General features: G+C 44.6%; 6 protein-coding genes. All 6 read right to left on the bottom strand.

Annotation, left to right across the window (positions count from 1 at the left end):
- Positions 1–56 precede the first annotated feature (56 nt).
- The 6 genes from AC3ITD_RS06185 to AC3ITD_RS06160 all read right to left on the bottom strand — a co-directional run bounded on the left by AC3ITD_RS06185 (position 57) and on the right by AC3ITD_RS06160 (position 14,573).
- Entirely contained in the window at positions 57–1,403 is a 1,347-nt protein-coding gene (locus AC3ITD_RS06185) for a caspase family protein (RefSeq protein WP_489364962.1), read from the bottom strand.
- Positions 1,396–1,578, bottom strand: coding sequence for a hypothetical protein (locus AC3ITD_RS06180; RefSeq protein ID WP_489364960.1), 183 nt, complete (start codon positions 1,576–1,578; stop codon positions 1,396–1,398). The genes AC3ITD_RS06185 and AC3ITD_RS06180 overlap by 8 nt, the downstream gene beginning before the upstream one ends.
- Positions 1,579–1,653: 75 nt before the next feature.
- Positions 1,654–5,289, bottom strand: a complete 3,636-nt coding sequence (locus tag AC3ITD_RS06175) for a glycosyltransferase (protein WP_489364958.1) — start codon at positions 5,287–5,289, stop codon at positions 1,654–1,656.
- 142 nt (positions 5,290–5,431) lie between these two features.
- The gene (locus AC3ITD_RS06170; RefSeq protein ID WP_489364956.1) at positions 5,432–6,217 is read right to left on the bottom strand and encodes a hypothetical protein; all 786 of its coding nucleotides are present in this window, start codon (positions 6,215–6,217) and stop codon (positions 5,432–5,434) included.
- A gap of 5 nt (positions 6,218–6,222) precedes the next feature.
- Positions 6,223–10,245 carry an NACHT domain-containing protein gene (locus AC3ITD_RS06165; RefSeq protein WP_489364954.1) on the bottom strand — a complete coding sequence of 1,341 codons (4,023 nt, stop codon included), beginning with the start codon at positions 10,243–10,245 and terminating at the stop codon, positions 6,223–6,225.
- Positions 10,246–10,781: 536 nt separating this feature from the next.
- Positions 10,782–14,573: an nSTAND3 domain-containing NTPase gene (locus AC3ITD_RS06160; protein ID WP_489364952.1), complete on the bottom strand. Its 3,792-nt coding sequence runs from the start codon at positions 14,571–14,573 to the stop codon at positions 10,782–10,784.
- Positions 14,574–14,624: the final 51 nt, after the last annotated feature.

Raw genomic sequence — 14,624 nt, 5'->3', positions numbered from 1 at the left:
ATCTTCCTATTATCTACAGCAGCCAATCCACAAAGCACCTGGTTAACCCCCAATCATTATCCAAGATGCAATTTAGCAGCGTGAATATCAATTTTTTTAATGGGTATATTGACTTCGCCTAGCGCCTTGAAAGCATGTGGGAGACAATTATGAAACCAGATGGTCAAAACAGTCTCAGTGAAAGTATAAGGAAGATCGTGGCAATCGTACTCTTCCAGACAGCCAATTACAATCTCCCGAGCATCTTCTTCAGCATATGTTGAAAGGAGATACTTCAGATATTCCTTCAAATTCAGGTGCTTTTCATAAGAAAGAATGTTGAACAGTGCAAGCCAGCGATCTGGAGAAAAAGCAAAATTCAGCGCATAAAAGTAGTAGTTAGGATGCATAGCCCCCATCTCAGAATAATTGCTAAATTGAATGCTCAACAGTTTATCATCAAAATATTTGATCGTATATCTCACCGTTAGCTCAAAACCATTAATGCCACTCCTTTCAAGAGCCCAATCCAAATCCTGTTGGACAAATTCCCTTGCATCTTTAATGATGCTATGACCTAGCGATTGGATAAGGCCGTTAATGAATGTATTGGAAAACCGGCTATTTTGGTTGAAGAACGGCACCTTTATATTACTGGTGATCTGCACTTCCTGCGGAAGGTCCAAACTGAGTTGTAAATCCTGATAGGTTACGTCCGTGCTGGGGGCCTGCAAAGCAAAGCTGAAACTTCCTCCCCTGTGGCCCGAACCTGTCAAGGCACCAAAAATTGGTGTCTGGATCGCCCCTGCATCAAAATCCAAAATAACCTGTTCGGAAAAATCATTGAAGGTAAGCATCGCTTTGATATTTGCAATCAGTACTTTTTGAATAGAAAGGTTGAACTGACTATGCTGCCCCTCCCCGTCTGATACTTTTTCTATTCCCCCTGAAGTAAGTGCCTGCCGCGAGACCTTGGAATCCAAAGCGGCAAAACCACCTCCCCTGAAAGTCTCGAAAATAGCACCAGAAAAACAACTGTCAGAAATCAGCGCAATATGTTTTGCAGGAGAAACCTTTAAAAAATCATTCAATGTGGAAATGTTAAACCAGCTGGTAATGTTATTTTTCTTAGAATCCGAACACATCCAGTAGGAACCGCCAATGGTGGGATGATATTCACCGTGACCAGCAAAATAAATCAAAAGGCTATCATCCGGCATCGCGTTTATGATCTGATCATAAAGATTGTAATAAATGGCTGTAAGCGTAGTGGATTCCACTGAAGAAAAAAGCTCGATATTCTCGAATTTATATTTTTGTGTCAGGATATCAATTACTGCGTTTACATCGGCAACACAATTGCTCAAGTCAGGAATCTGAGGATCTTTATAATGATTGATAGCAATCGCTATGAGTCTATTCATATTCTTTCAACTTTCGATATAGGCTAAACTTTAATATCCTTACTTTCGGGAGATGAAACGACGCCGCCTCCTGCATCTGCTTTAACCCCGTTAGTTTAAGATTTGGTCTGTATGTTTCGATCAGACTTGTATCGCCTAAAATAGCAAAATAATCAATCACGAATTGACCTTTCATTTTTCGGTCCAATATCGCTCATCTGTCATCTAACTGATCCATTTTTGGAATTCCAATCCGTTAATAAAAGTCCGTTTACAGTAAACTGAGATCTTCCAAGGTATCCAACAATTTAAACTGGATATCATCTTCGTCGATAACCTGTTTGGCCTTTTCGTAAAATTCTTTGGATTTATCTTTATCTCCCAAACTTTCGTAGTAGTTCCGAAATAGTAGAGCAGTTCCACATTGCGTTACCTCATCAACAACAGTGGGGTTTTCTGCTTCCAGAGCCAGCATTCGATCATAAAGGGAAAGTGCTGCTTCTGTATCAAAATTTGCTAAATGGAATTCTATGCCTTTTTTAAAAGTCATCCAGATCAAATTTGCAGTACGCTCAGTCAGGTCATGCCTTTTCAGCAGCCCTTCTACCTTGACTAAAATCAATTCAGCCACGCTCCGATCCCGAAAAAAAACAGGCTTTAAAAGTCTTTCCTGCGACGCTGTCCATTCCTCGATAGCTTCTGGCGATGCAATGGATAATGCAAGTTTATGGTAATCCTCCAAAAGATTCACCGGGGAACTGTTATTAATAAGTGAAAACCGTACCATATTTTCCATGGCTAAAAAGAATTTCCATCGGTTTTCAACCGTTGAATCTTGCTCGAATAAAAACCTAACCCTCTCAAAATTAAAGAATACCTTTTGCGGATCGTTTTCAATCAGTGCCATTTCCAGCAATATATTCCGCATATTGCTCTCGTCCGGATGACATACTGGATCTTGAGCAGATGAAATCGGATGTTTTATTGTAAAGGGCTCTGCCCGCTCAAACTCTCTTGCTGAATAATCTAAAATTCTGGCCTGGTTTTCCAGCTTCATCGTCAATTCCAACGTTCCAGCATTCCGATGGACGGCATGCATTCTTCTCATCGATGATCGAAAGTGGTCAAACTTAGTTCTTTCTCGCAGCCCACTGTAATGTTTGCCCAATCTCAAAAATGTGTAACAGCAATCCAGCGCAAGTCCATTCTCCCACAACTCACTTTCTCCAAGTTCACTGAGCTCCGCTGAATACTCACCTGCCAGCGTATCGTGATCATTTCTTGCAGCTGTCTCCAGCATACCGCATAATAACCTGACCTTAAATGAATTGTAGCTTTCTGATTCAGATATCAACTGATAGGTATATTGTAAACTATCAGCCAGTTCAGGACTTTCCAGTCCCTCCCCAGAAACCATGTTAATAATTTTGGCCTCGAAAATTTCAAATAAATCGTCCTTGGATTCAAATGCGTTACCCAGGGATAAAGGTGAAATTAATGCTTGAATGTCATCTCCCGGGAAGCGTTGGACGTATTCCTTCAAAAAAGCTTTTGTGCTTTGCGGATTTATTCTCCAGGCCAGATTCAGAATTTTGTCGAGTCCGGATATATTTTGAAGGACATTGGTTGGTGCAACAAATTCCAGGCGGACAAAGTAAATGCCAAGGTCAATTGGTTGCCTCGGGTAAACTTCACCCAAATTGTACATACCCAATTGTTGCAATAGGTCTGCATTGACATTGGTAGGAAAAAGTGCTGGTTCATCACCAATAATCTGGGTCAGATTACCCGCATCTATTTTCCCAACTATATTAATAAAAGCCACCAGTCGCTTATGGGTAATGATCTCCTGCAATGAAAGCCGACTCATATTCCATACCCGTTCCTTGTCTAGGTCCAGACTGGTTTTGACCACGTCGGATCCCTCAATTGTGTCATTCTGCGCGATATTAGTCATGCCCATCAGCGCGTAGAGTGGCAGGTTATGATGATCATTACCAGTGAGCAAATGCTCAATTTCAATGACGCTTTTTGTTTGTAGCTTGTCAGTATCTGCCTTAAAATTTTGTATTAATTCGATTAGGCCTGACTTCGAAAGAGGACCGATTTGGAGCGGAGCACTTTTAAATGGAGATCTTATTGTACCCGCTGATATGGAATTAGATATGGACTGCCACGAGCTATCCACAAACGCTCTTTCAACGACCAGAATACGTATCTGCTTATCATCTAAGCTTGTTTTTTGACTGCATAATCTAAGTATTCTTTGGATTTCAGCAGCGTGCATATGTGCTTCATCAATGACGATCAACGTATCATGAGCGGGAACCCAATTTTGAAAATCAAAGGTGGTGGTAGGTTCTAAAAACCCGGCATTCCAGCCTCCATTCTTGATAAGTTTAATAGCCAATTCAAGAGCGACCCTGCTTTTGCCCGATCCTGCAGGTCCATTTAACGACCACCATTCAAAAAATTCCCTGCTCTCGGCAAATTCAATAAGGTCCTGGAGCTCGTTTTGCCTACCGCTCAATAACCAGGAACGGCTTCTGAAAGCGAATGGGTCCGGAGCTCCATAAAATCCATTGTCGAGTACTGGCTGATTCTTTCCTTGCCTATTGAGTTTAGCCACGACAGCTATCAACTCCTGCCTTGGATCATGCTCAGGCCCGTTCAAGATAGCCTGCTGATCCAACTCTACAATTTTTAAAAATTCGTTTGCAGAGTTTTTCCAGGTATAGCCATCTAAAAGTTTATCCCGCAACCTAAGTATACCAGATTTGAAATGCGCGGAATTGTTATGGACGGTATCAAAAGCCTTTTTAACTGATGCAATATCCTGTTCATTGGTTTCTTCACTATCGCTCCCTGCAACCGAAACCGAAACAACACCAAAGTCCTCAAATGCCGCATCGCCGATAATGCTTTCTAGAAACTGATAAAGTCCCGTATTGATCGATAAGATCAGCGGCACGCCTGCCGATATCGCTTCCAAACCGACCAGGCCAAAACCCTCATGAACTGAAAGCATCAAACAGACACTGTGCCCTGAAAGCAGGGTAATAAGTGCCTCCCGGTTACTTTCGTATTCACGCACAACAATATTGTTATATCTCGAAACGGTACCTTCAATTGCTTTGGTCTTAAACTCTAATGCTTCCTCTGGTTGCGAGGTTCCGATGACGTTTAAGGTAGAGTCGTCATACCCACCCTCGATTTCCAGGTTATGTGCGACAAATGCCTTAGCAGCGAGTAACATTTGTTTAAGAGCATCATTTCGACGATCATATCTGCCAAATGTAATTGCCCTAAATTTCCCGGGAAGATCACTAACCGCACAATGTGATAAACCAGGATTGAGTTGATAGACATCTATGCTGTTCCCACGTTTGGTCTTTGCAGACGAAAAAAGCTTAGGACCGATAGCAATGACCAGGTTTGCCTGCTGAATATTTCCTTCCTGCGAAATAAATTTTAAATTATTCTGCAGCACATCTGGATCCACCTTCATATTGATATAAGATTCGTAATCCATATGATGTACAAAAATTGAACGGCCCAAAGTACCTGTCAACTCATGAAGCCGGATCGCATTGTGACCCGTAAACACGTCATGTCCCACACAATAAGAATCGGTCAAATCTGCCAGCCCGTTTAAAATTTCCTTAATCGCTATCCATTGATCGGTAGGATAAGCAAGCCCGTCGCCACCTACAGACTTGAGGATTATGTTGTGATCAGCCGCCTGATTTTCATTATCAGAGGTCACCGGGGCGGAGCTGATACACAAAACGCCCAGGTTTTTCTGCGCGCTAGCGTCTCCGATAGCGCAAACCAGATCATGGTTTAGGGAGTTGATCCCTCCGTGGATATGCCCCCATGCGGGAACTAAAAAAATCAGATAAGTCATAGGATTGAGGCATATCGCAAGTCAAACCGATGAAAACTTCGGGAGAATCGCAATTCGTAAAAGTCGTACATTTCAAACAAAATGGCAAAAAGAAACAAGAAAATAGCTTAATCAATTGAAGACTCAGGTCATTGATACCTCATCAAAACCGAACCATCAACGTCCTTTTCTCAGACAACTCCTTCAACTTGCGCTGCCGTTCATGTTTGTAGTCGAACCAGGCATCAATCATGCCGACAAACTTGGACTGGTTAAAATACCAGTTATGTATTCCACCATCTTCAAGCACAAGATAATCTCCAACAACATGCTGGGGCACGGAATTGAACAGGAATACGATCACTGAAGAGTAAACCTTTTCTAGCAGTGCATTCAACTCCCTCAACGCATCGGTTCCTTCGTAACCCATAGTGCGGCCGGCAACTGCTTGCATCAATCTTTCCTCAATCTGGTGCGTAGAAGCATGGACATATTTACAGAGAAAGCCGTAAAGCCTTCTCACAGAGTCCTTGAATTCTGCTTGCTGTGCCTCGTCAAGATAACTGATTGGCATTGCAGCAATCAAATTGATATTGGGTGAGTTTAGCGTTTTATCGTATTTCTTTATCTGGCGTTCAAATTCCTCGCTAGGTGCTGATATCACGATAAAGTTCGCCATAAGGGCAAGTTCAAGCAGATATCGAAGTTCTCTTTTACAATTGTTCATGAAACCCTGAAGAGCCAAGTGTTCCACCGAAGTAATTGACTGGATAAGATCGTCAAAAACGCGCAGGATAAAGTTCTTCCGTGCGGATTCAGAATCTCTCGCGGTATCCATATAACAGTACAGCAGACACTCGATCATGCTCACCCTCATGGACACCATTTTTTCTAATTCGGCTTTATATTCCGGAGAGTTGAGCTCCGCGTAGATGTCTTCTTTGTTCATATGGATTAGTTCTCTTTATCGACCTTGGAGCTGTATTCTATAGCCTGGTAAAATGAGGAGCGAAAAGTATCTTTCCTGCGCCGCATGACTTCGTCCCAGTCACCATCCTCTGGATAATAGTCGCGTTCTCCCCATATAATCTGGAACATCGTCAGCTCGTTATCTACAAGATATTGCTTCAACAGATCCCGCCTAAGGTAGGTGAAAGTCTCCTGGTCCACATACTCCACTTCGTAGCTGTAATTGAAACAGGCCAGTAGTCCATCCGAATCTAGAAGATCGGTACTGTGCTGTGGGCTGGACAATTCCAGTTCATCAATCAAGTCCTTGCACAGGTAAACCTTTCCCATATGGTATCGCACCGGAACGAAAACCTCAATTTCATCCTCTACAGGTTCAATTTCCTGCTTGGTAAACTTTTCCTCCAACACTTCGATACCCATTCGCTCCAGCGCTTCTTCGATGGTTTCCTGTTGATCTCCGTTCTCTTTCCTGAACTTCACCAAATGCTCGTGATAAGCGGAAGAAGCAGTCCGGGGCAGGAAGATTACCCGAACATTGTCTACAACAGACTTCCAAAGCAGATCAGATTCGTCTTCAGAAAGCCGTTCTCCATTTTGGATCAGCGCCAGTCTGGTATATTCGTTTTCCACAGGCCGCTCCGAAAGGCTGTAACGCCACTGTTTCCATTCGTTGTGCGGGATACTTTCTCCATCGGGAACCTCCGAAGCGAGCACATGCTCAGTATAGGGAATAGCATTGGCAGCCCTGCCAAGTTCAGTTTCATCACAGAACGCCATCCGGGCTTTGGATAGCTCAACGTTTTTCACAAACACAGTGTCTATCTTGAAATAGAACTGCCGTTGGGCAGACTTATCGTGCTGATGAACTAGTGAATCCATCAAAATCCAGTCTCCCGCTTTTCCCTGGAAATCATCCCTTTGCAGAAAGTCCGAAAGGTCCGGAACAGCGGTATCAGTGCCCCAGGCCTCCAGCGAAAACTGGGTATCTATAAAATTTCTTACTTCAAATCGCTCCTGAGGCATGTAATCCTCATCCAGTTCATCAATAGCCATCGGATCATAATTCGGTTTGAACGTCCGCAAGTAGCCCATGTCCTGGTAATTTTCAAACGAATCCCTGGAATCCAAAAAACCGCAATATTCCTGGAAGGCGATATCGATGTATTTATCAGCATAGCGATCAGTCTCAGAAAACTCCCCGCCCCAATGCTTGCTATTTGCAATCTTTTTGTCCAGTTCCCTGAAGCGTTCAAACTCATATCCCAGCTGATAGGCCCGCCAGCGCAGCTTAGCCTGTATAGCCAGGTATTCTGGAGTTTTGTTAAAATCTGATCCCAACCCCCTGTAAATACGCGGCATCTTTTCCTTATTGAAATAGTAATCTATCAATGAGTTGCCGTCGCGGTATTCATCTTCATTAGGATCTTCCGACTCCTGCCAAACAACAATCCCCAGGTTTTCTAAGCCCTGTAAGACCTGGTCCAGATCAATTGCATCACCGATCTCTGGAACTTTTTTAACCAGCGTCCTCAAAGTCTGAACACAATAGTTGCGTATCCCCAAGTGATTGGTAGCAAAACGACCATTAGGGCTGAGTATCTGATCACGGAGAAACTCAGCCAATTCCCTCAGATCACCCCTGATACCCTCCAAACGGCCTTTGACCAGATAAATCGTAGCAGTATACAGCGCTCCGCACATCCATTCAAAAACAACAGGATCTCCAATTGCAGCCGCTGAATAGAACTGCTCAAAAAATAATTTTGGCAAACTGATGCCCATGGCGAACAAAGCACCACCGGATTTTTCCTTTAGGCTTCTATTGGTCGTGGTTAGCGACCATTTCAGAAATTCTGACACCAGGACTATCTTTTCGAGTTGCTCTTTGGTATGCTCAGGGAAGGAAAGAAGTTCTTCGAACTCCATAACAAGTTCCTCCATAAAACTTTCCCTCAAACTGCCGCGAAGGTATTCGCTCCAAAGACTATCCCGCTGGTTCATAGACATTTTTGACAGCTGAGATGCACAGAAATTGAAATTAAAGGGATGATTGCTGACGAACAACACCCCCTCGGCAAAGGCGAACATTCTCACAAAGTTATTCGGGTTTTCAGCCAGCTCGCGTAAAAAATCAACTTGTGCAGCAGGAATATATGCTGGAGAGAGCAATAGCGTTGCCTGGATAGATTTGGAAAAAAGATGAGATTCCACCGAACTCATTTTTTTCCGATTGGTCGAAAAAAGATCATGCAGGAATACCTGCTTTTTGATCGGCAATAGACTACAGATCACTTCCAGAATGTCCTCATGATTGGGATGGAGGTGCTGATAGTCATCTCCCACCAGGAGTTTGGCCTGATCACTCGCAAAGAACACCGCGAAATCATCGGTTACCTCCAAAAGGTGTTTAGCGATAAAATACCCAGCCAAAAGATCATAAGTCAAATGGACATGTTCTTCCCCATCATTCCAATTGCGGACAAACAGCAGCTCCTCATCCAACAGCGCCTTGGTCACCGAATGCTGGTAATCATCTACCATCTTGCCATCGGCCATCACCATCAGGTCCTCCAGCGGTATCGCACGCTGGTGCTGTTCCCAAAGTTGTTGACCCAATTTATCCAGCACCCTGGAAGCGAGCTTTTTGTTGGCAGCGGTAGGCGGTAACTTTCCCGCCTTCTGAATCCTTCGAAAAACGTTTGCATCGCAAAGCGCTACAAAATCCTCAAAAATCTGATATATCGAATCAAAGCCCAGCGTAACCTGTTTAAGTTCACTACGCATACTGTTTACCGATTCGCAGAAAAGCTTCAGGTACAAAGGTTTGGTAAATCGTTCCAGTGAAAGAAAAGAAAGATCTGCCTGGATCTTATAATGCCTGAAATAGGTTTTGACCAGCTTTTTCTTATCCTCGTGGTTGGTAAAACCATAAAGAAAGTGGAACCTTGGGTCATCATAGGCGTTAGTTCCCCAGATACCCTGCTGATAAGATATCCTGCAGGTTGTTATCAGCACCAGGTTTCGTCGCTCCAGAAAATCCAGTTCCAGCTGTGGCAGATCCAGCGAAAGCCTTTCGTTCAATGCGCCCCTGGAATCGATCGCCTCGTTCAGACCGTCCAGTATAAAAGGAATCCTACGGTTATTAATCCTGCCCAGTTCATCCAGGCAATCCAAAAACTCTGCAAAAGAATACTCCGCCTTGATGTCCAGTAAAGCAAGAAACTGATCGGCTAATGGATTGGAACTGGTTAACAAAATCGCTGGCAGAAATATAGCCGGTAAATCTGCATCAAGGTATTCCTTTGCCAAAGCAACTGCAAAATTAGTCTTACCATCACCACCATTGCCCAGAAAATGGGCCAAACGCCACTTCAGGGGCAGTCTGCTATGGCTCACATAATACTTCAGTTCCTCGATAAATTCAGAATAGATACGATCAACATCGGAAACCTTGGAAAACTGATCGATATTTTGCCTCTCCTTTTCCTTGTCGGTTTGGTCTATATGCTGCTGATACCAGTTTCTTCTGAAATCGTCGAGTTCGGACACAATCGCCCTGAATGCCTCCAGCTCGGCAGAAAAATCCTGATCTGCCAGTTTATCTACAGAATTGGGAGTCAGATTATCCAGCCTTTCCTTAAACTTCGGCAATAGCCCATCAGCTATGCCATTGAACTCCCCATATCGTTCCAGGTATTTGTTAAACAGGGACCTGTAAATATCGTTGGTATAATTCAGTTTTTTCAGCTTCTTCTTTCCCTCATCCAGAAGCTCCGAAAGCTTTCTCGGGTAATAAGCGATGCGCTGGGTATTGAATTTCTCATTGCAAAGCAAGGGATTGACGTAATTGTACTCGAACTCCTCATTTGCAGTATACAAAAAGCTATCAAACTTGTTCTCCACCAGCGTATAAGCTTTTTTAAAAGCCAGAGAAAACCACTGCGGACTGAGTTCTAGGGCGTTGAAAAATGCTTGCTTTAATCCATTGAACATCGGCTGGTTCAAACGCTCGTGAATAAAACTTTCATTCCACACCACGGTTTTGGCAGGATGTCCCGATGGTATATGCTTGCTCAGTTCGGACTTTACCCAAGTGTGCTCGTCCGGTGTCAAGTCCATAGGAAGGCAGAGGAACCATACCTTTATTAAAGGATGCAGGGAAGTTGCGCGCTGGAGAGAGGAAACGATCGCAGCTTTCCTCCCGCTCACGCTTAGCCTTGGAGAACCTTCGTAATATTTGGCCTGCCAACCCCATTCTCTCCCATCCGGAAATGTCAGGTAAAATTCCACGCCATCTCCACCACCACTGTCATCTATTGGGGTGAATACACCATCTTCGCCATGCATCCTGAAAGCAATTTGATAACACAGCTGCTCAAAACTCTTGGTTTTAGTGGTCTTATATGGCTGTAATCTATTCCAGTTTATACTCATCAGTTCTTTCGATAAAATTAGTTGTCCCTAGCCAAAGGTAAGTCGCCCTGGTGCTACAAAACTCCAGATGAAGCAGGAATTTATTAACACAGGATTAACAGCATCAATTACTCCAAGGAATCCTCAAAGTCCCTGCGAAACTCCTGATCAATGCTTCGTTTCATGTATTCGGTATATTCATCCAGATATTTAATGTGTTCCGCGTAGTCAAGTACCCCCGGAAGGCTCATGACCATCTGCTTAAGGTCCTTTACCAACTGCTGCTCAGCTTTCAGCTTTGGGATGAAGCTGCCGGATATCGCACTGATCGACACAGAAAAGTAAATGCTGCGCAGGATCTCCAAGTCTTTGTTCAACAGCAGCAACCTCCTCATGACCGGAACAAATTCTTCAGGATGTATGCTTAGCAGAATGTTTCCCACCATCATCATTTTCTGGCGCTCTGCAAAATACTTGTCTACGTACCTTTCGATGACCTCCATCGCCTTTGTCTTGGCCTGCTCAGTATTAGGATTGCGAACAAACAGCGTACTGGAACCGTGGCTCGAATTAGACCATACCGGTGATTTGGCAATGATGATGTCCAGGCATCGGGTAATGATCGAATGATAGTCCTTCAGCTCCCAAAGACAATCCAGCTTGAACCGTTCAAACCTAAAGTTCAGGTAAGAATCGTTGACAGCCTTTCGCTCCAGGTATTCGATGATAAACTCATTGTCCAGCCTGATTACTGCCTCGAGCTGCTTACCATTGTAATCAAAGTTCCTGTCCAGATCCTTCAACTTGAAAAAAGCCCTTTTTAACAAATCCACCTGACCTTCCAGGTGTTTTGCATTCTCGCTACAGAACTCGTACCCAAAAGCAATATGCTCGTCTTTCTTCTCCAGCATGAGCTGAGTCAGATACGATATGATGTTATGGTCCTCCAGCTCCGCCAAACCGGTGGATGGCTTGTACTGATGCTGAAAACAGTTTTCAAATTTTAGGAAATCGGCAAAGCGGTGGATATCCAGTTTTTTTTCCTGCTGTTTAAAACAGCCGATCAGAAATTGCGTGTAATCCAGGTTAACCTCCTCTTCGGGCAGTGCTTGCAAGAAGGCCATCGTCCAGAACGTTAATCCCTCAAAGCTGCGTCCTGCAAAAGTTGCAAGCAGTTCAGCAGGGCTTAACCACCCCTGGTTGATGATCCAATGAAACAGCCTGGTCTGGAGTGAAAATACCACATCCCTCGAGAAAAACATCTCCAGTGCCAGCAGCAGTTCCTGCTTTCCTTTTTTGCCAATAGCGATGTAGACCTCCGTTGAAGCGCCTTCCAGCGTCCAATCGCCCTTTGAGCTCGATTGCAGCAGCAGATGGTCCATCGCAAGGATGAATTCCCTGATCTCTGTCCAGTTCATTTCATGGATATGATCCGCCAATTGCGCTTGCTTACGCTTCTGTTTCTCCTCCCAACCCAACACTTCATCATAATCAAAGTCATTCCTCAATATTTTGGCCAGGGTCATCACCGGGGCGTCGATGAACGACTGCCAACTGGCAGGAACAGTCTCACCGGCATGCTCCAGATGCTCAGCAAGCTGGCGAACAAACCGGCAGTCCCTGTAGTTCTCATTGCTCAAAAAGCCGCTCACCAACCTTTCGTAAATTGGAGCCTCAGCGATCCTTAGCTGTTCTGGAAAGTTGCCGTTGGGATGTTTCAACTGACCAAGGATCTCCCAGGTCAATTTTTCCGACACAAAAAAACGGTCCAGCACACCTTCCAGCAACTGCTTTCTGAGAGCCTCCAGCTGCGGGGAATAGTGCAGATCGAAGTTTGTGATGTTGAACGTATGTCCCCTTCCCGACCGGAAGTCGGTAAAATGGATTCCCAACAGGACCTTAGCGACCTGTAGATATGCACCGTCTGCAATTTGTTTTTCCTTATCCCCCTGGAAATTCTGAGAAAGAAAATCAACCAAGACCTGTTGCCGCCCAAAGCCATGCTCCACATCCTCCCATTTATAGCCAAAATTGTCGACCATGAATTTTAGAAATTCCGGCAGCCTGGCCGGTTCCTTGGATACAAGCTCAAAACCGATCTCCAGCGAAGGCCTCAGCATCTCGGTATGGTGTGCCCAGAAATTGGTGATCAGTTCAAAATATTCGGTTTCCCTCAGGAAATCGTTAGCCTGAAAATCAAAATCCAGAAAAGGCGGTGGATCCGCTGGCGCATCGCTTAGCGATTTCACCCAGGAGCGTAAAAACAAGATCGCATCCATCTGCACGTAGAACCAGAATAGCTTATAAAACTCATACATTTGCTCATCTGCTGAAATGCCCTGAGATACTTTTTTCAAGTGCGGGACCACCAGGTCCCTTACAAATTCATAGTTGAAGGTATTGTTGACATCGATCAGTGTGCTTCGCAGACGCGAGGGATGACTGGACAAAAACTCCCCTATCCAATCAGCGTAATTGAGAACACTGCTTTTTGGGTCCAGGAAACATTTATAGAACGCATAGGTGGCTAGCACCTGGTCAGAAACCTTGGCCGTATCCTCTGCATATACATCCAGCACCTCGTGCCCGTGGAGCTCCAGGATCGCCGACCAGAGTTCAGACCAATCGATTCCGATTTTTTTACCCAGCAGCTCCTCTAGCTTGGCATTGTTACGCTCCAGCACCCCAAAGAAAGAAACGATAGCAATGGCCTGAAGACCGATCGGCTTTTGGAACAGCTCAATCTCCAGGGCAAGCTTTTCGAAGTACTTTTCGTACAGCTGAAGTGGTGAATCCAGGTAATTGGTCTGCGAATCCGGCTGTACGGACGCAGTAGCCATCAGCGCCATTCTTGCATTCCCCTTGGCAAGTTCTACAATTTTGTCGCGTACCATAGGATGGTATTTCAGCGCAGGAAGGGCAGCCAAAATGATTTCCCTAATGGTTTCATCTTTAAAACTTCCTATGCTAAGTTCCTGGTACCTGGAATCCATAAGCTTTCGCTCGACCAGATGCTTGACATAATCCCTAGAGGTGATCACAAGTTTGAGTTTACTGGTCATGGGCTTTTGCATGAAATCCAGCAGGTAGCTCAGGTTTTGGGCACTCTTGTTCGCATCGTCGAACAAAATGATGTAATCCTTTCCGTTCTGGAAAAGGTTCACAAAATCATCCCATAGCGGAACAGCAGAACTTTGGATAACGATCGGGATAAAATCGTTCTTTTCGGTAAACGTAGACAGCACAGCTACCGCTAATTTGGATTTTCCGACACCTGCCGGCCCCGACAGCAGCAGGATATCGCTGGAAGTCAGAAACTTTTCGGCCTGTTCCAGCTCATCCTTGCGTCCGACAAAAGCATTGGTCAGCGACGGCTGCAGGCCACGGTTGGTCTTCTCCAAAAAATCTGGCAGGTTATAAATCTCTCCCTTCACGATCGTGACGCCCACATATTGTTCAGAAAGCCCCGGAAACCCGTAAATCTGCAATGGAAGGTTCTGAATATCAAAAACAGTTAGCTCCGCTGAGGCATTGAACGAATGAACACGATCAGAAAGCGCTTTATGCTCTTCGGCCGATATTGTGTTGGTAAATGCCAGCACAACCTCCGTAATCTCTGCAGCCTGGATCCCAGTTTTGGACTCATCAAAACAATGGTCCACATCTTTGAGCAGCTTATTGAAAAAGGTCTTTGATTCCCCAACCCGCTCCAGGGTAGTACATTCCACAAAACAGTATTTCCCATTATCCTGGAAAAAAGAATCAGGCGCACCCTTGCTGGTTTTTTCCTTGGCCACTACCGAACCGGGAGCAGAAATAAAAGTTTTCCCCTGTACATGCAGCAGGTGGTTGATCAGATCCTGGAAACGGGCCTGATTGATACCGGTAAGTCCGGCCTCAAGCTGTTTAATCAAATTCATAAGCGCTATCAATAAATGGTACGGCTAAACTACTGAATTCGCTGAACGCTA

The organism is Pedobacter sp. KH_004, assembly GCF_057840755.1.
The sequence above is the reverse complement of the archived record's forward strand: the minus strand, read 5'-3'. Positions and strand labels throughout refer to the sequence as shown.

Coding starts and splice junctions, on each gene's coding strand:
- AC3ITD_RS06160 (WP_489364952.1), bottom strand. CDS start 14,573: ATGAATTTGATTAAACAGCTTGAGGCCGGACTTACCGGTATCAATCAG.
- AC3ITD_RS06185 (WP_489364962.1), bottom strand. CDS start 1,403: ATGAATAGACTCATAGCGATTGCTATCAATCATTATAAAGATCCTCAG.
- AC3ITD_RS06180 (WP_489364960.1), bottom strand. CDS start 1,578: ATGAAAGGTCAATTCGTGATTGATTATTTTGCTATTTTAGGCGATACA.
- AC3ITD_RS06175 (WP_489364958.1), bottom strand. CDS start 5,289: ATGACTTATCTGATTTTTTTAGTTCCCGCATGGGGGCATATCCACGGA.
- AC3ITD_RS06170 (WP_489364956.1), bottom strand. CDS start 6,217: ATGAACAAAGAAGACATCTACGCGGAGCTCAACTCTCCGGAATATAAA.